General features: G+C 37.4%; 14 protein-coding genes. 7 read left to right on the top strand and 7 right to left on the bottom strand.

The window, feature by feature from the left end:
* Positions 1 to 93: 93 nt before the first annotated feature.
* From DRF65_RS03485 to DRF65_RS28770, 4 genes are all read left to right on the top strand, one after another.
* Positions 94 to 1,377, top strand: coding sequence for a cryptochrome/photolyase family protein (locus DRF65_RS03485; RefSeq protein ID WP_115968859.1), 1,284 nt, complete (start codon positions 94 to 96; stop codon positions 1,375 to 1,377).
* An 18-nt stretch (positions 1,378 to 1,395) separates the two neighbouring features.
* Positions 1,396 to 2,424 carry a ferrochelatase gene (hemH, locus tag DRF65_RS03480; RefSeq protein WP_115968858.1) on the top strand — a complete coding sequence of 343 codons (1,029 nt, stop codon included), beginning with the start codon at positions 1,396 to 1,398 and terminating at the stop codon, positions 2,422 to 2,424.
* A gap of 64 nt (positions 2,425 to 2,488) precedes the next feature.
* Entirely contained in the window at positions 2,489 to 3,169 is a 681-nt protein-coding gene (locus tag DRF65_RS03475) for a MarR family winged helix-turn-helix transcriptional regulator (protein WP_115968857.1), read from the top strand.
* A gap of 502 nt (positions 3,170 to 3,671) precedes the next feature.
* The gene (locus tag DRF65_RS28770) at positions 3,672 to 4,592 is read left to right on the top strand and encodes a helix-turn-helix domain-containing protein (RefSeq protein WP_228438483.1); all 921 of its coding nucleotides are present in this window, start codon (positions 3,672 to 3,674) and stop codon (positions 4,590 to 4,592) included.
* A gap of 115 nt (positions 4,593 to 4,707) precedes the next feature.
* Here the strand turns inward: DRF65_RS28770 and DRF65_RS03460 are convergent, their stop codons facing one another.
* From DRF65_RS03460 to DRF65_RS03430, 7 genes are all read right to left on the bottom strand, one after another.
* Complete coding sequence (locus DRF65_RS03460; RefSeq protein WP_115969171.1) at positions 4,708 to 5,034, bottom strand: helix-turn-helix domain-containing protein; 327 nt, start codon at positions 5,032 to 5,034, stop codon at positions 4,708 to 4,710.
* 22 nt (positions 5,035 to 5,056) lie between these two features.
* Complete coding sequence (locus tag DRF65_RS03455) at positions 5,057 to 5,479, bottom strand: transposase (protein ID WP_115968856.1); 423 nt, start codon at positions 5,477 to 5,479, stop codon at positions 5,057 to 5,059.
* A gap of 92 nt (positions 5,480 to 5,571) precedes the next feature.
* On the bottom strand, positions 5,572 to 13,944 hold the full coding sequence (locus tag DRF65_RS03450; protein WP_123947266.1) for a thrombospondin type 3 repeat-containing protein: 8,373 nt from the start codon (positions 13,942 to 13,944) through the stop codon (positions 5,572 to 5,574).
* Between the two features lie 269 nt (positions 13,945 to 14,213).
* Positions 14,214 to 14,735, bottom strand: coding sequence for a hypothetical protein (locus DRF65_RS03445; RefSeq protein WP_115968854.1), 522 nt, complete (start codon positions 14,733 to 14,735; stop codon positions 14,214 to 14,216).
* A gap of 136 nt (positions 14,736 to 14,871) precedes the next feature.
* On the bottom strand, positions 14,872 to 15,435 hold the full coding sequence (locus DRF65_RS03440) for a hypothetical protein (protein ID WP_115968853.1): 564 nt from the start codon (positions 15,433 to 15,435) through the stop codon (positions 14,872 to 14,874).
* Positions 15,436 to 15,502: 67 nt separating this feature from the next.
* Positions 15,503 to 17,326 (bottom strand): hypothetical protein, encoded by a 1,824-nt coding sequence (locus DRF65_RS03435; protein ID WP_115968852.1) that lies wholly within the window; start codon positions 17,324 to 17,326, stop codon positions 15,503 to 15,505.
* A gap of 341 nt (positions 17,327 to 17,667) precedes the next feature.
* Positions 17,668 to 18,273 carry a hypothetical protein gene (locus DRF65_RS03430; RefSeq protein ID WP_115968851.1) on the bottom strand — a complete coding sequence of 202 codons (606 nt, stop codon included), beginning with the start codon at positions 18,271 to 18,273 and terminating at the stop codon, positions 17,668 to 17,670.
* 369 nt (positions 18,274 to 18,642) lie between these two features.
* Here DRF65_RS03430 and DRF65_RS03425 point away from each other — a divergent pair, with 369 nt between their 5' ends.
* The 3 genes from DRF65_RS03425 (at position 18,643) to DRF65_RS03415 (ending at position 22,873) form a co-directional block, all read left to right on the top strand.
* A complete protein-coding gene (locus DRF65_RS03425) occupies positions 18,643 to 20,247 on the top strand; it encodes a helix-turn-helix domain-containing protein (RefSeq protein ID WP_115968850.1) in 1,605 nt (534 codons plus the stop codon).
* Between the two features lie 114 nt (positions 20,248 to 20,361).
* Positions 20,362 to 22,032, top strand: coding sequence for a helix-turn-helix domain-containing protein (locus DRF65_RS03420; protein ID WP_115968849.1), 1,671 nt, complete (start codon positions 20,362 to 20,364; stop codon positions 22,030 to 22,032).
* A 469-nt stretch (positions 22,033 to 22,501) separates the two neighbouring features.
* The gene (locus DRF65_RS03415; RefSeq protein ID WP_115968848.1) at positions 22,502 to 22,873 is read left to right on the top strand and encodes a helix-turn-helix domain-containing protein; all 372 of its coding nucleotides are present in this window, start codon (positions 22,502 to 22,504) and stop codon (positions 22,871 to 22,873) included.
* Positions 22,874 to 23,489: the final 616 nt, after the last annotated feature.

The raw sequence follows: 23,489 nt of genomic DNA, 5'->3' as shown, positions 1-23,489 counted from the left end.
AATTTGGTCTATTAATGTTCTTAATTTTATTTTAAATAGTATATTTGTATTCATTTTTGATTAACGAATATTTATTTTTTTAAAAGAGAGGTCATGAATAGAGTGAATGTTTTTTGGTTCAGGAGAGACCTTAGGCTGGATGATAATATAGGGCTTCATCATGCCCTTAATGCGGGGGAAAATGTTGTTCCCATTTTTATTTTTGATACAGATATACTGAATCAGCTTCAGGATAAAAAAGACAGAAGGGTAGATTATATTCACCAGGCTTTACAACGTATTCATAGCAGATTGAAAAAGCATAACAGTGGACTTCATGTTTATCATGGAGATCCAATAGACATTTTTAAAAAAATAGCAGAAGATTTTACTGTTGATACTGTATTTAGTAACAGGGACTATGAGCCACAAGCCATACAGCGTGATCGACAGGTAGCTGAACTATTGTCAAAATATCATATTCAATTTAGGAACTTTAAAGATCAGGTCATATTTGAAAAAAATAACATCCTTAAAAATGACCTTTCTCCGTATACTGTTTTCACTCCTTATTCAAAGAAATGGAAAGAGAATTTGGGAAATGTAGAATCCGTTACAACAAATTGGGAGTTCTTTGCAGATTATGACGGAGCTTCAGGTGTTGTTCCATTAAAAGAAATTGGATTTGAAAAAACGGATATAAAGTTTGTAGAGCCTAAATTGGAGAAGGATATCATAGATACTTATGGAGATTACAGAGACTTCCCTGCAATGGATCGTACTACTCATCTCGGGATTGCGCTTCGCTTTGGAACAATTTCCATCAGGAAATGTGTACAATATGCTGTTAAACATAATGAAGTATGGCTTAATGAACTCATCTGGAGAGAGTTTTTTATGCAGATTCTGTATCATTATCCAAGTGTTGTACACCATTGTTTTAAAAAGAAATATGAGAATATTTCCTGGAGAAATGATGAAAAAGAATTTAAGGCATGGTGTGAAGGTAAAACAGGATATCCAATTGTGGATGCGGGCATGAGAGAACTCAATGAAACCGGGTTTATGCATAATAGGGTAAGAATGATTACAGCCAGTTTTCTTACCAAACATCTGCTCATTGACTGGCGGTGGGGAGAAGCCTATTTTGCAGAAAAACTCTTAGACTATGATCTGGCAGCTAATAACGGGAACTGGCAGTGGGCTGCAGGATGTGGATGTGATGCAGCACCTTATTTCAGGATATTCAATCCCTATGAACAGACTAAAAAGTTTGATAAAGATACTCAGTATATCAGGAAGTGGCTTCCTGAAGATTATAACGAAAAACCCATTGTAGAGCATACAAAAGCCAGAGAACGGGCATTGAAAGTTTATAAAGAGGCATTGGCAGAATAACAAATAAAATAAAAAAAATTGGCTAACAAAGGAATTTTATTAATCAATCTTGGTTCTCCAAGATCAACCGCGGTAGAAGATGTAAAAGAATATCTGGATGAATTCCTGATGGATGAGAAGGTAATTGATTATCGGTGGATTTTCCGGGCACTTTTGGTTCAGGGAATTATTTTAAAAACCAGACCTGCAAAATCAGCGGAAGCTTATAAAACGGTATGGACAGACGAAGGGTCTCCTCTCATTGTCATAACGAAAAAGATACAGCAAAAGCTGCAAAAACTTGTTGATATACCGATTGAGATCGGAATGAGATACGCGGAACCAAGCATTGAAACAGGAATCAGGAATCTTGTTGAAAAAGGAATTACAGAAATTGTATTGTTTCCTCTTTATCCACAATACGCAATGAGTACTACCGAAACGGTTATTGAAAAAGCGGAAGAAATCAGAAAGAAAAAATTTCCTCATGTCAGGATCAATTATATCCAGCCTTTTTATAACCGGGATCTCTATACGGATTGTCTTGCAGAAAGTATCCGTGAGAAACTTCCGGAAAAATTTGATGCCTTGCTGTTCTCTTATCATGGAGTTCCTGAGCGGCATATTTACAAAACAGATAAGACAAAGACATGTAATATGAATGACTGTTGTTATAAAGATAGCCATCCCAGTCATTCATTTTGTTACCGTCACCAGTGTTTTAATACTACTGAGCGGGTGATCAGAAAACTTGGATTACCAAAAGATAAAGTCATTGTTTCTTTTCAGTCCAGATTAGGAAAAGATAAGTGGATAGAACCTTATACAGATCATACATTAGAAACAATACCCGGTAAAGGAATTAAAAATCTTGCCGTTGTTTGTCCGGCGTTTGTCTCAGACTGTCTTGAGACGCTGGAAGAGATTTCCGTTGAAGGAAAAGAATCATTCCTGGAATCAGGTGGTGAAAAATTCACCTATATTTCCTGCCTGAATGATGAAGACCGTTGGATTGAAGTTATCCGAACCCTTTGTGAAGAGCAGCTTAATCAATTCTATTTAGTATAGTTTTGAGTATATATTGGCATTATTCTTTAAGAAATCAGGTATTTTTGTAGACGATTTGAAACGAATGAATTATACGCTTATTAAAGACTTCATAGACCTGCTGCAGGATTTTGAAACGGAAGCCTGTACTTGTCCTGATGTGTACCCGGGAACCATTCAGGGGTTTAAAGCATGGATTTTTGATAAGGAGAATGCCGGGGAAGTAGCTCATTCTGAAGAACCTTATTGGGAAGGTAAGGAGAATGGGAGAACTCCGGAAAGCGCAATAAATACATTGCTTGTTCATCTTAACCGATATGCGAAAACCTACTCAAAGTCTGCCATTTCAGATTCTGAATTTTCTACTCAGGAAGACTTTATTTATTTAATTAATCTGAAAGCTTTTGGAGAGATGAGCAAGATGGCTCTGATCAAGAAAAATATTCAGGATAAACCGGTAGGTATGCTTATTATTGCAAGGCTGCTACGTCAGGGACTTATTGAGCAGATGGATTCTGATACAGACAAACGCAGTAAATTAATCCGTATTTCAGAAAGGGGACTGATGATTCTGGAAAAGCAAATGGATAAGATCCGCCAAGCTACTAATATTGTTGCAGGAAATCTTAATCATAGCGAAAAGATGGAACTTATACATATTCTTAATAAACTGGATCAATTTCATTATCCCATTTTTTCACGGAATATCAATTCTGAACAGCTTATAAACACAGTGTATGATGAGTATTCATTTAAAGATAAGTAGCATAAGTTTCTCGCTGAATTTATCCTAAAAAGGAACTGTATTAAAAGACTTAATTAATCTACTAAATAAATCGCTAACTGTATTCAGTTGGCGATATTTTTTTGAAAATAAATGAACAATGAAGAGAGGATGTTTATTTGATCGGTGAGAAATAGCTATAAGAGATTTATGTTTATTTTGTATTAATTATTGATTATATGTAAAAAAACGGTATCAAATGGCGCCGGATTACCTAGTTATGGTCCGAAGAATTTTTCTTCCGACTTTTTTTATATTGTGATATAAAAAAATAGATTTAATCCGTTGGTTAACAGGTTTTTAATTTGTTTTTATTGTGGGGATTTTGTATCTTTATATTTGATAATCAATTATTTATATCAGTTTTTAAAGATCACAAAATATCTCTTAAAGATGTTTTACAATTTATTCCCGAAGCACTTTTGAGCCATCTTTCCACCAGTACCAAGTAGATCATTATAGCAAAGTTCTGCACCGCAAAAAAATGTTTTACCTGCTTTTGTTCTGCATCTTTGATAACGAAAAATTAAGTCAGAGAACTTTGGAAGATACTTTTAATAGCAGCGGATTCAAAGCATTGTTTGGACTGGGTGAAGAGGAAAAAGTACGTAGAAGTTCAATCTCAGAACGGCTTTCAAAAATTGATTCTAATTATTTCAAAGAAATCTATGAGCAGATGTATGAACGATTTTCAAGTCTTTATGACAAATCTGAAATCGAAAAATATAATCTCATCAGAGTGGACAGCACAATCGTTGCCGATACCTGTTCGAAACTTAAAGAAGGAATTGATCAAAAAAGCGGAAAGAAACTGGTGAAATTCAGTTTTTCTTTTGATGGAATTTTGCCATCGGCAGTAGAGATTTTTACGGGACAAAAATACTCGGCAGAAGACAATGCGCTCGCTGAGGCCGTTCTGAGCCAGGTGAAAAAAGAAGAGCACCATGATAATATTTACGTCATAGACAGAGGGTTGCAGTCTACAAGAACGATGAAATATGAAGCCCTTATAGATAAAATAGAGAGTAAGAGTGATGAAAGTCTCAAAGTTAAAAATAAAGTTTCCATTACGGATGATACTTTAGAGAAGATTTTGGAAAGCCTAGCGACTTTTGAGAAAAACAATGAATTCACCAATAAAGATACTAGCCTTCCTAAACTGGCACATCAGCTGGGCACCAATACAACATACCTGTCCGAAGTGATCAGACAGCATAAAAATACTAATTTTAACAACTATATCAATGGTCTCAGGATAAAGTATATTATCCAACTGTTGTATGATAACGCGGTTTTAGGGAATACAAGATCAGTTATCTCGCTGAAAAATCTGGATTTTCCTCCAGAGAAGTATTTACTGTTACATTCAAGAAAGAGAGAGGAATTTCTCCGTCTCATTTTATAAAAGAACTAAAGGATTCCAAGAAATAAAAACTTGAGTAATTAGTAAAGGAGCTCTGAAAAGAGCTCCTTTGTTTGGGTTTTATATATCCTTAATGAATTGATTGATAATTCGGGTGTTATTGAAACATTCTTCGCCATTTGGTCATCGTATTTCTGCTCAATCCAAAGTGTTCGGCTATCTGAAGATTATTCATTCTATTATTTTTTTGATAATCAAGAATACCCATAATATCTGATTCATTATAGGAACGAAGCTTTTGATTTATCTTTTTCAGATTTTGGTCTCTACTGCCAAAGATCCTGTTATTCAGTTCCATGATATCAAGAGCAGAAAGCATCTTTTTTTCTAATAGCCTTTTGCATTCTGCTTTTTTATGGGGAAATTTTTGTTCAATGATATCTGAATATATTAGCTTATAATTGGGTTGACTCTTTTTTTTCATTCTGATTTCTGATTTGATGCTGTCATTTATTATGTTTTGCAATCCACTTGCATAAAGTGGTATAAGGAATTCCATACTCATCCGTAACCTGGCGTTTGGTCTTTTTTTGTTTTTCTATCTGTTCCAAAATGAAGTCTATCATTTCCCGGGTATAGATGTTTTTTCTGAAACGGGGAAGTTTTGAAGAATCAGATTCCCGAATGGAGGCCGAAGGAGGAGCATAGAGGATGAGGTGCTGGGAATAGATTCTGAAGAAATCATATTCAAGCAGCTTGCTCCATCTCAATAATAGGTTTGTAGGGATGCTTTCTTGTTCATACATCTTATTTATTTCACTCTCGGTACATTTCATGAAGTTGCAAATACGAAGTAAGTCAATCTTACTTTCCTTAACCCGCATATGTATAAGCTCTCCAATATTAATATCTCTAAAATTTGCAATCATTTTTTTATATTATTTAAGAAACAGCCTTGTTGAAAAACTTTAACAAGGCTGTTGATTTTAAAAACCTTCACGAGAAAGGTATTGTTGATAATTTAGTCCGGACAGGTTTGTGTAGAAATGCAATGCCATGCCATGGAGGAGTCTCCCTCTTTAAGGGTATACATCTTCAAACATTTGTTCGTTGCATCATATACCATCATTCCTTCCACAAAATTAGAAGCCGGAATGCCCACCGGATTTCCTGATGTATCAAATGCAACTCTGTTTGGAACAAAACCTTTTGTTTTTGCCTCCAGAGCCAGCCAGCCACCTTTTCTTACCATAGGCCAGTTATCGGTTCCCGCTCCAGCTCTACCAAGTGCTGTGATTCCTACTTTGGTATCTAATGTGATTCCAGTCGTGATACCAGGTTTGTAACAGAATGGAGGGATACAGGTTGAAACGGAAGCGTTTTGTGAACTTCCAATTGCCTGTCCTGCATTGGCAATTGTTGGTATTCCATTAGTATTGACCGTATTGCCAAGGTTTTTGATAACCGGACCTGCTGTTCCGTTGTATCCACTTCCTGTATTACCTCCCGGAAGTGAAGAATCTATAAGATTGGCGATAGTGAAGCCTCCTGTTCCCTCCAGGGCATCAGGACATCCATCTCCATCAGAATCCAGATCCAGATGATTAGGAATTCCATCCCCATCCGTATCACAGGATTTGTGAGCAAACAAGTTGTAGGCAACTGCATCATTCGCACCAAAATTATTACTCGTAAGGGTAATGGAAGTAACAAGATTATTTCCTGTACCTCTTAAAAGAATCCATTGATCATTTACAGCACCTATTGAAGAAATAGCTCCTGTTACCGGATCATAGTTCATTACAGCTGAAGGAAGACTTGCCATGTAGGAAGTTGTCATATCTTTTACCAACGCACCATTTACATTTCCACCATTGATCTTTAAAGAATAACTGGCAGCTGAAGAACCGTTTGAAAGACCGTCTACATCCTCGATGTAGAAAGCCAGTTCACTGGCAGGAATTCCTACGGAGAAGCTATAGGTGATACTCACGGAATTATTACTATGAAATCTTACAAGTCTTTTGGTTGCTCCATTGCTGTCTGTATAGAAATGGTTCAGGTTATCATTAAAACCAGAAGCTGTTTGCAAGGAGGTATTTGGCGCTGTCACCGTTAGATTGGAAACTGTATCTCCCTTCCACGCACCACTTTCATTATCTGAATAATATCCTCCGCAGTTTTCATTGAGGTCAGATATACCGTCATTATCATTGTCTAAATCGCACATGTCTGCAACACCATCTCCATCAGTATCAGGGCCATAACAAGGGCTTTTCGCAAATGTAATGAACTTACCATCAGCGATGTTCTGTTGATAGATCCATTTTGTGGCATTGCTTGACGTAGGATTCACTACTGTTACATTGGTTGTGAAAGCTGCATCATCAGCTACCAGCATGGCGATCATACCAGATCCCGTATTAAATGTACCACTGTTATAGGCGGTAAGATCCGCTTCAAAGAACAAAGCTCCTGCATCAGCATTTTTCTCCTGAGCCAACCAGGTTCGTGGGATTCTTTTATAGACAGTGCTTCCTACCGTAAGGTCTACAGGTGCTAGTGTAACATTAGCATTATCACCTAAAAGGAAATAGGTTTTATCATTCGCAAACCCTGTTCGTGCTGCATTTTGGTTCGGATTAATGAAATCATTAATGGTGGCAATAGTAAGAATCGTTCCAGTATTGACACTTTTGGATACTTTTTGTTCTAACATTTCAACATCGTCTCTGCTCACTCCAAAGATATTGTTGTTGTAAGAAGCATTGCTTGCTCCGTTCCATACTGTGTTTCCATCAGTATTCAGATAATGGTCAGTATTAACCTGCCCCAGCGTAATACCATATTTAATAGCAAGATAAGAATCTACCTTTCTACGTTCAGCAGGAGTAAGATTCCCGGAACCATAGATAATGGTTTCTCCTAAATTACCTATGAATCCACGGTTATCACTGCCATTACTGCTAAATTGAGAATCACCGAATAAATGGCCTCCATTCAGATTTCGGACCCCGGTTCCTGAGTGATTGGTTGTAGCAAAATTAGCATCTCCATTAAGAGCCTTAGTTGTTGTAAGGGCTGTAAACGTATGGTACATGATGCTTGGAATAGTTGTTGAGAATGCTCCAGCAGGAGTTCCATAATAATCAGTATTACCTCCCGTATTGGAAAACCGTTCTATTCTGTTATCCATTACGATTCCTAAACCATCCCATCTGCGTAAATCCCCGGTAAGTAATGAATTATCAACCAGAGATCTGAAGATACTTGGATGAGCTCCTCCACTGGTCATACCTTCTTTGGTAAATGTAAATACATCATAAGAATCCTCAGAGAATGTTCTTACATCAATATTACCAAGAGTTTGTGTTCCTGCTGTAAAATTAACCCCTGGGTTGAAGTTAAAATAATTGGCAGCACCCAACTTGAATTTTGGCAGTGCATTGGTTCCCAATTGTGCAGAAGTAGTTCCGGAGAACTGGTCTGTCCATGCCGTAATATCTGTTCCGTCTCCTGTATTTACAGCATCTTTATCTGCTCTATACCAATAGGAAAGATTATTTACAACCCCACCTGGTGCACGTCCGAAACCTGCAAAAGTGAAGAACTGCCCATTACTTAAGGTTACATTGGCTGTGTTGTAGATTATTCCATTGATGGTTACTTCCGTAGCCATCGGAGTAAAATTATCCGCTGTATCGAAGGTTTCATCTGGAGACTGCACCAGATATAGGTTTTTGATTCCTTTTGGCCATGCAACTGTCACGGTTCCTACACCATTTGTATTCTGGGCTTTCCAAACCGCTTCGAAACGAAAATTAGTTTCTCCGTTAGCACCAGCAATATAAACCAGTGGCGTTTTTAATCCTTGCTTCAGACTGTTATCTCCAACCATTAGGAATTGTTGGTTATTTGACAAGGCTGTATTATTAGTCGCATTACTATCAGAAAGTCCTGTGGTAGCAATAATAAGCTTTTGTCCATTATTGATACTTCCTGATTGTTTCTGGTTCAATATAGTAACCTCATCTTTTGCAATACCGAAGATATTGTTGTTGTACCCGGTGTTGACGGTTCTGTCCCATACCACATTACTGTTGGTGGCAAGATAGTTTTCATTTAAGGTAACCCCGTTCTTTACAGCAAGATAAGAGTTGATTCTTGATTGTTCATTAGCTGTTAATGTACGTTTGTACCAGGCAACCTCCATAATATCTCCAGGGAAAGCACCAGGTGCATCCCATCCCGCATGGCCAACCCTTAGGTTACGGCCATAAATTTGGAATTTATTGCTATTATTGAAGGTAGTTGTTTCGTAAGTACCATTCAATCCTAATCTTTTTTCTCCACCTGAGAAAGATGAGGTTCCTCCATTTGCAACGGAATTATCTGCTATTGTTGAGAATACATTAGATACCCCAATATTGAAAGTGGTTGAAAAATCAGTTGAAGTGGTAACATTATAATACTCATAATGTCTAGGTTTCCCATTGGCAATTGATAATGCAGGTTCAGAAGCATAAGTTGCATCATCATCAATTCCAGTTATACGCCCATTATCTGAAGTGGTAGGTCGTACCGCTGAGAAGATAGAGTGGGAGATATTGGGAAGTTCACCATTGGTAGGATTCAGTACTGAGGCATTATTATAGAATAATTTCGAGGCACTATATCCTGTTGTGTACGGATGGAAGTTGTGGTTTCTGTCCGCTGAAGAAAGAGACCATGTACCTACTGCAGGAATGTCATTTGCGTTGATGGAATTATCCTTCCATGCTGTTGCAATATCTCCGGCATCATCAGATCTGATCCAGAAATCCGGTCCGGAAACTCCTCCCGGAGCGTATAGGTATCCTGCAAAAGTAAAGTACTGCCCATTCGTTAATGTTACATTGACTGTGTTGTATATCACTCCGTTTACAGTTGTTTCCGCTGTCATTGGAGTAAAGGTAGACGTTGCATCAAAAACAGGATTGGCAGACTGTACCAGATATAGATTTTTTAAGCCTTTAGGCCATGCAACAGTCACGGTTCCTACACCATTCGTATTCTGAGCTTTCCAGATGGCTTCAAAACGATGATTGATTTCTCCATTTGCTCCTGATGTGTATACCAAAGGAGTATTCAGGATTTGCTTAAGACCGTTGTCCCCTGCGATTAAGAATTGCCCTTCCGCTAAAGAGTTGGTATTATCAATATTGGTATTGGCCAATGAATTCCCTGCACCAATGATTAACTTTTGACCATCATTTATACTTTGAGATTGCTTTTGATGTAAAGCAGAAGTATTATCCCTTGCAATACCCAGGATGTTGTTGTAATAGCTGCTGGCCGATCCGTCCCAAACCACAGTGCCCGTAGAACTCAGATAATTTCTATTTTGTTCTTTGCTCAGTGTTTGTCCATATTTTATAGCAAGATAGGATTCTACTTTATTTACCTCTTCATCCGTTAGTTTGTCTGCGAAAATAATCATTTCGTTCTGCTGTCCGGTAACTTGTGATCCTGCATCTGCTTTTCCTACCATCAGTGCATTACGTACTGCGGCTGTGTTTACATTTGAAATACTAGTGTTATACGTCTGGTGAAAACCGTTTAATGTAATATTAACAGCATTATTTCCTCCTGTTCCGGCACCGTTTTCCCAGGTACCTCCACCAATATAAAAGCCATTGATTGTATAGGTACTTTGTGGAGCGTATTCTCCTATTACAGGGTAGAATAAAAGTTTATTTCCTGTGAAACTGTACAACCCCGGATCATCCATCGCATTTGCCGCTCCGGATACTCCAAATCCAAGTAATGAAGCGTTTGCACTGGTTGTGTTTCCTGCAGAGAAAACAGCTCCTTTATTTCTGCTCAATATATTGCCTTGAGCATCTGTCGGAGCATACTGCAACCATTTTTGAGTGCCATCATAATTCATCGTTGGATTGAAATTCGCCAATGTTGTAGTATTGGAAAACTTCGGACGATAAGCAGCTGTTGCTTGTAGAAGAGAGAACGGTTTATTGTTGAACTCATTCCATTGTTGAATAGCAGTGTTGTCTGTAGCTGTAGTCGTTCCAGCGTCTGAAAATAAGTTTAAAACAGCATCTGCACGATACCATGCTGCAGAAAATACTCCACCAGGTGCATAAGCATAACCGGCAAAAGTAAAATACTGTCCATTCGTTAATGTTACATTCGTAGTGTTGTATACCACTCCGTTTACAGTAACTTCGGTACTCATTGGAGTAAAGGTGTCTGTATTGTCAATAACAGCATCTGGAGACTGAACCAGGTACATGTTTTTTATTCCTTTTGGCCAGGCAATGGTTACAGTTCCTACATTTCCGGTATTCTGCACTTTCCAGATAGATTCAAAACGGGAGTTTACTGCTCCGTTAGTACCAGTTGTGTAGGCTAATAATGTTTTCAATTCTTGTTTCAATCCGTTGTCTCCTGCTATTAAGAATTGTCCTTCTGTTAAATTGTTGGTATTGATGCTATTGGTATTCGCTAATGAATTTCCTGCTCCAATAATCAATTTCTGGTCAGGGTTTTCGCTTCGTGACTGTTTCTGATATAAAGCCGAAAGATTATCCCTTGCAATCCCTAAGATATTATTCTGATAGGATGGGGTATTATTCCAAACAATACTATTGGCAGAATTTACATAGTCAGCCATAAGTGTTGTCCCCCATTTAACAGCCAGATAAGAATCTACGCGGGCTTTTTCTGATGCCGTAAGAGGAGTGGCAAATACAATGGCTTCATTCATCTGCCCATCATGGCTTCCCCAGTTCGTATCACGGCCAATTCTAAAGGCACGGGCTGTATTTCCTGTATTTACATTATTAAGTGTATTGTTGTAAACAGATTCATTGCCATCTAACCAAACCTTAGCCAATGGATTTGATGCAGTGGCTCCGGCTGCATTTAGCCATGAAGAACCGGCTACAAAGGGCTTTCTATCTGCAAATAGATTGGTAGACAAAGTAGTATAGCCACTTCCTGCCGTATAAAACAATAATTTGTCTGTAGTCGCATTATTGGAAATATGCAGTCCTGGATAATCCATACTTTGGTCAAATCCAGCTAATCCAGCTGCACCTAATGTGCTCATTTTACCGGCAATGTAGATACTTCCTTTAGTACGGTCTATAATTTCTTTCCCAGTTCCCGGATCAGCTGCCATGAAACCTCCTTGTCCTGTTCCATGTGCAGTTGAATTGAAGGTTACCGTTGGGTTGAAATTAGCCAACATATTCTGATTCGAGAAAGTAGGTTGTAGGGTAGTGGCAGCCTGTACAAGATTATATCCTGTACCCATCTGATCAGTCCATTGGTTCAGTGGAGTATTGTCCGCAGATGTAATCGCGTCTGCTTTATACCAAACTGATGCTGCAACTCCTCCTGGTGATGGAGCAGAAACATTAACCGTCAGGTCACTGAAGCTGCTACAAGTACCAGTGGTAACTGTCCATCTGAAAGTGTAGTTTCCTGAGCCGGAAAGCCCTGTAATATTGGTATTATATTGCGAAGGACTAACAATCACAGGATCCGAAGCTCCAGCCGGCTTTGAAACCAAGGTCCACACTCCTGAAGAAGATACTCCCGGATTGTTCCCGTTTAATGAAGCTTGTGATACTCCTATTTCTAATGTTTGATTAGACCCTGCATTCGCGTTTACCTGTGGAGATACAAATATGGAAAATGTACCCTCAGGAGACGTTCCCGAGCAGGCATATTCCTTATCTATGAATCTGGGATCTATTCCTCCTGCAGTAGGAATAGCCTTTATCTTGAATATATACTCTCCTTGCTTATCCAGATTACTTATTGTAGTAGAGGTATTGGTAAAGGTTCTGAGATTAGTGGATTCATAAACAGGGTTGGCAGCGCCGACAGGTTTGGAAACCAAGGTAAAATCATAACCGCCTACAAACCCTTGAAAATAGCTGCTGTTAACCACTCCTTGATATACGGTAGGTAAAGGAATCGTTGCCGTTACAATACCTGATCCTGTATAGCATATTGTAGTATTGGGAACCGTTACATTCGGACGGTTACCATCTGAAATATGAATGTAATAATCCTGGCTATTACCACAGGTGCCGTTTTTGGTGGATAGATTAACAACGTAGGTTCCTACTCGCCAGCCTCCGGAAGGTGGTGTTACCACAATATTTCTATTCATCGTTCCGGCTCCGTTCAATACCAGAGTAGGACTTCCTCCAGGAGGAACAATCCCTGAATTACTAACAGTGGTAATCATTGTGGCTGGATCTGAAGGATCTACCTTGAAGTAAATGGTTATAGGAGTTATTTTACCTGCCATATTACAATGCACGGAACCTGCACTGCCAGCTGCTCGATAAGTCTGCATTTGTTCAGGATAGGAAGCATCAATAAAACTAACTAGCTTTGGATCTGTTCCATTGTAGTTGTAGGTTATCTGTGGAGTTGTATAAGTTCCGTTTGCATTCGTAACAGTTAAGGTAAATACATAGGCTCCTGTAACATTTACACCATTGAAGTAGATTGAACTATTTCTCATTTGGAAAAATGAAATATTTCCTCCTGCCGGCTGACTGATGACATTTATAGTAACTGTCGTTCCGAAGGCCGGGTTTCCGGATGAGTTTGCGGTATTGGTTGCAAACACTGGAGATGTACTACTCAAACTGATATACCGGTTGGTATCTGTAGATGGATAGCATCTGTTGTGGGTTGCTGAAAGACTGATTTGTGGATTAGGAATGAATCTTACAATGGCATCATCTTCGTACCAACAGTTTGGATTGTTGATGGAGGTAATTCTTAACACTGCACGATAAGAAGGATCACTATCATGATTTGCTTTTTTTGTGAGAGTCAGTGTGGGAGTTGCCGTTGTTGTGTTAGACATTGTAGCGTTCACAGTAGTGGTCTGTCCATAATATTCTTTATCAAAAATATTATAATAGGTCCACGATGCGGTATATCCAGTTGGTATTACTGCATTTAAGGTGGCTGTACCGGTACTTGCAGAAACATTGGTAACGTCAGGTCCTGCAGTGAAGGAAGTGATATTTCCTGGCGCTGTAATGGTAACCTGTGAGGTTGCTGTTCCTGTAGTACATATTTGTGCAATCTGGAACACATAATTTCCTGGATAGGTCATTCCTGTGACATTAGTGTTGTAACCTGAGGGCGTTACAATAACCGGATCCGGTGCACCGGAAGGTTTGGATACCAGAGTCCATAATGGAGTTCCGGCTGTACTTCCTCCTGGGCTTCCAGATAAATTGGCAGAGGTGCCGCAAATGACGGCGTTGGCTCCTGCATTAATGTTGCAGTTCTGTGCCAAAATCAACATATTGCCCATAAGAAGGAATATGAAGAAAAAGAGGGTTTGTTTTTTCATGACTCAATAGTTTTTAGCCGGATTTCCGGCATGTGCGTTTTGTAATGAAATTTTTATAAATAAGGCTATGGATCTTATGAATTTGGCTTTGTGAAAAATCAATAAGAAGTTTTTTTCGTGTTGCCAGGGTTCATATCATCATTTAACTTGTACTGTTTAAGGAATTAATAGCCCTTGAAGTCTGAGTGTTAGTACCTACTTGAGTAGAAGCAGCTGTATTTATAAATAATGGGGTTAATAAATGTGTATTTTTTCCATATTGTGTTCATTTAAGGTTTCCAGAAAGTCCAGACTTTACCGTTATATACAGCAAGCTGTCGTTTAACCGTATCATAAGCCATCATTCCAGGGGCAGGGTCGATGATGTTGAGGTGTGGGCTGGCCACTTTGGGTAATATCATTGCCTTGTTGGGATCAGATAAAATCAATATCCCCGGGGTGGTGTCTGTAGCAGCAGATCCGATCACTGATTTTGCAGTTGTAGATTCCGTTTTGCCGATCTGAGGCAAAAGACTGGCTGTTCCGGTGTTGTCAACACTCAAGTCAGTCCAGGTTCCTGTATCTTTCAGGTATTTTACTTTGTAATCGGTAGTATCATAAATGAGGGTACCGTTGTTTGTAATGCCTGTTTTCGTTTCTACATAGGGGAGTATCAATCCCCGGTTTTCTGTGTCCGCAAATTCCAGGGAGACCGAAGTATTGGTTATGGTCGGTTTCCCTATGGCAATCTGAGACTTTACAGTGCCCGTTACAGCAAGTAAAATTGCGATGGGCAAGAGTTGTTTTTTCATGATTTTTTAAATAGGTTTTTATAAATGGAATGTTTTCTTTCATAATGTGGTCTCCTTTCCAAAAAGAACCGTTTAGCCTGGGAAAAATAAATCATGAAGGATACCTTTAAAGCTTTGCCAGGCATCCTTCATGATCTTATGGACTGACCGGTAATATCAATCCGATACAGCTTTTTCCTCCTGCAATGATGTTCAAAGACATGGCTCCGGAAGTGGCAGGTGTACCATTAATTGTATACACCAGATTTCCGTTTCCAATACTGAAATTTCCAGCTGTAAGGGTGAATATCAGTCCATTCTGAGTAAAGCTCTGTACAGGATAAGTTCCTCCATTACCACCTGTGTAGGGAATGGTTAGTGTGCCGCTATAAGTTGCTCCCTGAGCAGCTGTTGGCTTGAATGATGCGGAACCACAAGTAAATCCTGAAACAACGCCGGATACTGAATCCATACAATCTGACCATTTTGGCGGATTATCCTGATAGGCTTTTATACAATGTTCAGAGACATCATAGATCATCATGCCTGGCTGCGGATCGTTAATAGAAGCCGTATTGGCTGTTCTGTTCAGGTAAAGTGCCTTGTCTGTAGCGCCTAAATCAAGATCTGAGCCTGTATGTGGGGTAGGAGTGCCTATGCCAACTTGAGAGAAAGCAAAATTTCCCATCATGATAAGCATAAGTGTCATATATTTATTCATAATTATTTTGGTTTTAAAAGAAGGCTAAAACCATCTGTTGTAGAAGCAGATGGTTTTATAGAATTGATTACTCCTTGATGCAGCGTACGGGTTTGCCATGATTTACTTCAGTGTTACCTATACCCGGTCCGTTAACACCAGTATTGTATAATGTGTATGTGGCATTGTAGGTTGCATTATAACCATCCGCTGCCGAATAATTGGGAACTGTTGGATTAAGTACTGTGGAAGAACTATTAATACTCTGTCCGCCATAAGTTAATTTTAATGCTTTGTTCATAGCATAAATACCATTAGTATTAGAAGTAGTGGCAGCGTCGCTAAGTATTTTCAACCATTCTGTTCTTACAGGTACTTTGAATCCTTGTGGACAAGGATTATTGGGTGATGAAGCTAACCAACGGTCCCCTGCTGGCGGCGTAGTAAGGGATGTCCAATCATTAGAAGCTATTCTATAAGGATAATTAGGGGTCCAGGTTGGTACTGGTCCAGTGGCAATCCCATATTTAGGGGCTCCTTGATTTGGAGCATTAATATTTCTTTCTATCAGTTCATGTCCATCAGCTTTTCTACCCCATTGTAATAGGGAACCCATTGCATTTACATCTGTGTTGCTTGTTGCTTGCTGAGTAAGGTTAAATACTGGGTGGTCTATATTGGAATAGTTGGCTCCCAGGTTGTTGTTCAGCCATATTTTGCCATCCTCTGCCTGTATCGGCAAGTAAAGGAAGTTATGTTCATATAGACCAGCATTGTCTATTTGCCCAAACATCCTATCCGGTATACCTGGTATGTCGCGTAACTGATAAGTAGTAAGTGTACCTGTCGTGTTATAAGGATATTGGAAAGTTCCTAATAATAATCCTAAATAATCATTCCCTATCCCCGCATTGATGTCCAGTTTCTTGGCAAGCAGATCATTTCCAACAGCTTTTATGGTAGCCACAAGAGAAGTATTGCTAGTTGTAAGCGTCTGTGCTGCCCAGGATAAAGTTACCTGTGTCGCGATACCATTCTGTGTAAGATTTGCCGGAATGGTAGTGGTGGTACTCCATGCTGCGACAGTTCCGCCGCTTCCTGTAACGGTAGCAGGGATATAGACTGTAATTCCTGTAGTGGAGATGCTTCCCTGTACATCAACCAGAGTATCCGGTGTTCCATCTGCATTGATAACAGCTGTGCTGGCAGGTGCTGTAGGTTTGGTATAAGGCATATAATCGTTATCATATACTGAGGCTACCCAATATCGGCTGTTTTGTGCCAACGTAACGGTTCCAGGCAATACGCCACCAGGATTTCCTGTTGAGGGGTTCACTGTAAGGGATAGAGCATTGGCCCCGGAGCAGCTTTGTCCACCAATGCTGATGTTGACCGAAGTGCTTCCTGCTGTAGTAGGAGTTCCGGTAATAGTATACACTACATTGCCGTCTCCATTAGCAAAAACACCTAAAGGGAGACTAAACGTAAGTCCGTTCACTGTAGTGGTTTGTGCCGGGTATATTCCGCCATTACCTCCAGTGTAAGGAACAGTAAGGGTTCCGGTATAAGCCTGTCCCACTGTTGCGAAGCTTGGAGTAAAATAAGCACCGGCACAGTTAAGGTTGGTAACAGAGCCTGTAAGTCCTCCGTTTCCTATGATGCATCCTGACCATCCTGCCGGATTGCCTTGATAGGCTTTTACACATTTATCAGTAAGATCATAGATGACCATTCCGGATTGCGGATTATTGATGGCTGTAGTACTGGCTACTCTGTTCAGGTAGAGCGCTTTGTCTGTGGAAGCCAGTTCCAGAGAAGCGCTGGGATGAGGGTTGGGGGTGTTGATGCCTACTTGCCCAAAAAAGGTCGTGCTAATAAGGCAGGTCGTTAATAAGATTGTGTTTTTTTTCATTTTAAAAAGTTTTTTTCATTCAAAGGGTTTATGTAAGGGTTGGCTTGTTAGGCTGATTACTTTTGTTATTCCATTAGTTCTATCAGGTTGTTTTATGCTGAGATATTCTATATAATATATGGTAGTCTTAGGGGTGATCATTTCTAAGGAGAATTTTGTTTTCCCAATTGCAACTTGTGATTTTGTAGGCAACCTGAACCTACGATCAGTGGCTCTTCTTTCATGAAGTTGGTGTTTACCCTAAGGAAAAGGACTACCTGTTCGCGTCGGGTGAATCCGGCAAATAGGTGTAAATCACAATAGATTTTTCATTGAGTAAAGGAGTTGCCTGATAATCTCAATTAAATGAGCATTACACCAGTAGAGTGAGCCTGAGGGGGAGGTCGGTTGAAGTTTCGGGAAAGACTCAGATACGAGAACCTACGGCTTTTATAGGGTTTATTCAGATAAATATCCAGCAAATGATGTAAAACAGGTGTTTTGCTTTCAGGCTTAAGCAGAAGGAATTTCATCATGTGTTGAGGCCTGATAATTTGCTTTTTATTCTCAGAAGCAATCAGTAAAGATCCCTCTGATTGGGGATCCCTGCTGAAAATTAATACGGTTTTATTGCTGCTTTTAACAGGTGGAGAAATGTTTTTCTCTTTCTCTTGCTTTCTTTTGCTGGATATGAAAGTATTTTTTCTTTTGGAAATCTTTTTGGTTTTCTCTTTTTTAGGCTGGGAAATATGTACTTGTTCCATCCCTGAAATTGCGGTGCCTTCTGATATAAATAGGGTAGTTGATGGAGTAGCTGCATCTGGAGATGTAGAATCATCTTGCCTGCAAATAGACTGAGTCATCTGAAAGTTAACCAACAACATGAGTAAGAATAAAAACCTTCCCCCTCCAATAAAATGCAGAGAGAAGAATTTGTTCATCATGTTATTTTCAGAATCGGTTTTCATTTTGGTGCAATATTATGATTCTCAGAAAGTCTCTACAAGGCTAATACAGGAATAATTCGGAAAGTTTCATGTGCTGTTTGATGAGTTTTACAATTTTTCTATTCTGTAAATCAGTGTGTTGAAAAATATTAATGTATTTGTTTAAAATTTAAAAAATACTAAATATGTATATGAGTTTTTAGGATATTTATTTCATTAAATTTGCGCAAATGATAATTATGAAAGGTTTATGATATGAAAAAATCCTTCTTATTTAAAATTTATAGAGGATGATTAAACTTTCATTCTCTTTAGTTATCAGGTGTTAAATTCACTGATAGCAGTGTATGATCAATTTTACTTGAAAAAAAACTAATTCTCCGGACTCTGATGAAAAAAATCTACTTATTTTTTACTCTTTTTACCCTGTGTATAACATTTGCTCAAAATTTAGGATCTTCAAAGAATCCACTTTCTATAACTGAAAAAATTGATGGTGAAATTAAAAAAAGGAAAGCTTCCGCAGCTTCGGATCCCGTAACAGCTAAAAAAAAATTAAAGGAGCTAAAGGACCAGAGTGAAAAAATTCAGTATCCAAATGGAGCCATGACCAGTTCTATGGGGCTTGTTTTACTGTATTATAATGATGGTGATTATAAAAAAACCATTGAAGAGACTCGTTTTGTTGAGAAATATGCTAAAGATTTAAAAGCTTTTGATTATGTTTCTGATATCTATAGGCTTAGAGCAAGCTCTTATGGGGAAATGGGGCTTTGGGATGAACAGCTTAAAGAGCTGGCAAAATCATTGATTAATATTGAGGATATAAAAGCTCCAAATCGCCGCTTTTATAGGAAATCTCTTATTTACGAATCCTATGCCGGAGCCTATGGAAAAAAGGGAGATGTTAAAAAGCAGATTTTTTACAGACATAAGAGCATTGTAGCGTCAAATCAAATGCCCGAGAATAATAGGGAGACGATTAATGCAAAATATCAAAATCTAGCTTTTCAATTTGCAGGTTTGGGTTTAATTTATAGTAAATTAAAGATAAAGGATTCTGCTAATTATTATTTTGATAAAGCTTTGGCAATTCATAAGAGTAAAAAATATGATATCTATATAAACGGAAGGGCAATTCTGTTGAGTGATATGGCAAAATTTTATAATGACAACGGTGAATATCATAAAGCTATTGTATTTGCCAAAAAAGGGGAAGGTTTTGAAAAGCAAACCTCAATGCCATATATAAGGAAAGATATTTACCATACCTTGTTTAGTTCTTATGTAGAAATAAATAAACAGGATTCTTCAAAATATTATTCAAAGCTATATGTGTATTTAAGTGATAGTTTATTGAAGTCTGAAAAAGAAAGTATGGTAACCCCTGTGAAGCAGATTATTTCTGATAAGGATCGCGAAACTCAATCTACCATCAAAACGATATTGATTATAGCAGCATTGACATTGTTGGTTGCAGTCTTAATAGGTTGGGCGTATTGGAAAAGAAAAAATAGAATTATTCATGAAAAGTATAAAGATTTAATCACCAAGATAAGTTCACAACAGACAGAGCATACATTAGAAGTACAGGTAAGTCCAAGAAATAATCAAACAAAAACATCAGTAACGATCACCGATGAGACGGTGAAGGCTTTACTTACCAAACTTGAAAAATTTGAGAACTTAGAAAGATATTTGAGAAAGGATCTGAGCCTTACCTGGATGGCCCATCACCTTAATACCAATACAAAATACCTTTCGGAGGTGATTAAAGTGTATAGGAACCATAATTTTACCAGCTATATCAACGAACTTCGTATCAACTATATTGTAAGGAAGCTGTATGATAATCCCATCTACAGGGAATATAAAATAACTTATTTGGCAGAAGAGTGTGGATATACAACCCCAAGGGTATTCGTTAATGCCTTCAAAAAAGAAACAGGCTTTACACCTTCTTACTTTGTGGAACAATTGAAAGCCTCCGCATAAAGTCAATGTATTGACAGTTAAATTATCTAGACTTTTAATAGACATTTTGAATAATATACTATTTTTTGACTTTCAGAATAATAAAAATACTAATTCATTATAAAACATAACCTTATGGCTAAAAAAATATCTTGGTTTGTTTGGGAAGACAGGAATCAGTTTTTTCAGAGATTGTATACCGTTTTTATTACCCTATTATTTTTCTTTAGTTCCTCCATAACAAAGGCAGAAACAGTTTTATGTCCCGGAAATAAAGAAATTGATAAATTGATTGACAAGGGAACATCTCTTGACAACGATGGGAAAAGTAAAGAAGCTCTCGGATTGTTTCAAAAAGCTAATGATCTCGCTAAGTCTGTAGGATGTGAAAAAGGAGAACTGAATGCCACAAAAAGTATTATGATGTTCTATTTCAATGCTTATGACTACAAAAAAACGTTGGAAATATCAAACAGGGCCATAGAGTTGGCGATGAGGCTAAAAGATTATGAATCCTTATCTTCTTTATGCAGTAGAAGAGGTGCTGCTTATGATGATCTGGGCATGTATGATGAGAGTTTAAAGGAGCACGAAGCTGCTGTAAAATATGTGAAACTTATTGCAGAGCCGGATCGGAGACATTATCAGGCTTCTTTGGTTTATTATAATATGACTCCATACTACCAGGATCGATCAAATGAAAAAGTGGAGTATTATCTGGAAAAAAGCAGGGAAGAGGCTTTACAAATAAGTAATAAGAGTAAAGACATTCCTTTAGAAAAAAAAATAGACATGTTGGTATCAATCAATATGAACTTAGGGATACACTATAGAAACAGCAAAAATAAAGATAGGAATGTGAAACTCTCTGAATTTTATTTTATGGAAGCTTTAAAACAGTTTGATTTACTTAAAGGAGATGTACTTCCCAATACAAAAATAGATTTATATCAGGCGCTTCAGGAATTTTATCATATGAAAAAAGAGTACAGGATGGCCATAGAATACGGAGAGAGAATGCTGGCTTTGGAAAAATCCAGCAGTATGCCTTATAATCGAAGAGTGGGGTATATGGTATTGGCAAAATCTTATCTGAGTGTTGGAGAAAATTCAACCTCTCAAAAATACCTCGATCTTTTTTCAAAACTGAATGACAGTATTAATTCCGCAGAAAAAGATGCCGTGGAAGCTCCCGTTAAAAAGATAATTTCAGAAACAAAAAGCAATGGCGATAAAAAAATAAAGAGTATTGCTGTTATTTCTTTTACGATTCTTATCCTTATAACAGGCGGAATGTTGATGTACCGAAGACGCAGCAACAAGATTATTCATAAGAAGTATGATGATCTGATTGCTAAAATACAGATTGAAAACGAGAACAATAAATTGGAGTCAGCATCTGAAAAGAATAATGAAAATAATAAAGTGAAACCTTCTGTTACCATTACTGATGAAACGATGAAAGCCTTACTTCTGAAGCTTGAAAAATTTGAGGGTTCAAAGAAATATCTGAGAAAGGAGGTGAGCCTTACCTGGATGGCTAGTAGTTTAGTGACTAATCCAAAGTATCTTTCAGAAGTCATAAAAACTTATAAGAACCATAATTTCACTAGTTATATCAACGAACTTCGAATCAATTATATCATTAAAATGCTGTATGAAAACCCAGTTTACAGAGAGTACAAGATTACTTACCTGGCAGAGGAGTGCGGATATGCTACACCAAGGGTATTTGTGAATGCTTTTAAACAGCAAACAGGTTTTACGCCTTCTTATTTTGTAGAGCAATTGAAAGTTGCTGTATAGTTTTTAGGGTACTTTATCCCATAAAAACTTTGAGTTTATAATAATGCGATGTTTCATGGAACTTCGCATTTTCTATTTATTGAGGTTTATCACATTACGATTGGTAAAGAGAAACGGTTTAATAATAGAGAGTTGTTATGTATCTATCTATCCAGTAGAAATATATGTGCTTGATAATCAGTTTTTATTTTTTGTAAAATATTAATGGCTGAATAAATTTTGTTTGGAATAATTCAGAAATCATCACATACAACATTTGTTAGAAAGGGATGTTGATGTTAATATTGCCATGTATTAACCTATAATCATATGACCAAAACCCAAGAAATAAAATCGGAAAAAATCTAGTCTTTTTATAATTACGACTCTGATGGGTGTTTTCGTTTGATTATCTGATACTTACAAATGATAATTTTTATAATTCCCAAAGGTTTTCAGTCAAGAGAATCTAGTTACAAAGAAAAACAACATGGATGAAGGAAAAAAGAAAAGTAGAAATGAAGAAATTTCAAAGAAATATTTTGAGTTTTTAGATCGTCATATAGATGATGTTATTTCGGCAAGGACAACCGATTTCATGGGTTTGAGCCAGATTGCTTCAGAATTGGCAGTTTCTCATAAACATCTTATAAATATTATTCAACATGAGTTTGGAAATCATCCCAGCTATTTCTACGATGTTAAAATCATAAAAATAACAAAAGAAATATTACTTAAAGAAGATGTATCCATTGCTGAAGTAGCTAGAAAATTCACCTATGATCCTTCTAATTTTTCAAAGTTTTTTAAAAATCGAACAGGTCAAACTCCAGGAAACTTTCGTAGACAAAATAAAATGTAAACTTCCAGAAGTTTTCAAACACCTAAAATGAGTGTTATAGAGATTTTTATGTCAAAAAAAAGAGACAACTATTTGACAGTTGTCTCTTTAAGTGACCTTGGCTAGCATATCTTCAAACACTTTTATAGATGATTTGGTTCGATTAAGCTAAATTAAAAAAGAATTACTAAATCCATTTCTCTCTGGAAATATCTTGTAATTTAATTTGAGATTTGCTTAAAAGTTAGTTTCAAAAAATTAGTATAACTAAAAGTGGTATAATGTACTTTCCTATGGCTTTTATTGTCTTCATTGTACTGTTTTTTTTCTTCCCTATTTTAGTAGATATTAAGTCTTTTTACAAAGTTTTTCAATATCGCTTTAGGCTGCATTAAAGTGTTTCTTATTTATCAAATTTTATATTAAAAATATATTTAGGTTTATAAATATACTATTGTTTGTTAATCTCCCTTTCATTATTATATGTTTTTTAACTTTTTTTTAATGTTTAAATTGTTGTTTTTTAGTGTTTTATATTTTATTGTATCTGCTCTTCTTTTAGAAGTAAATCTTTAAATCTCCACGTTGTAATTCTTAAGATTTAAAATAAAATAAAATAATAGTATATTTATATACT

The sequence above is a fragment of the Chryseobacterium pennae genome (assembly GCF_003385515.1).
Lineage (GTDB): Bacteria > Bacteroidota > Bacteroidia > Flavobacteriales > Weeksellaceae > Chryseobacterium > Chryseobacterium pennae.
Note: the sequence above shows the minus strand (reverse complement) of the source record. Positions and strands in the feature narration are given on the sequence as shown.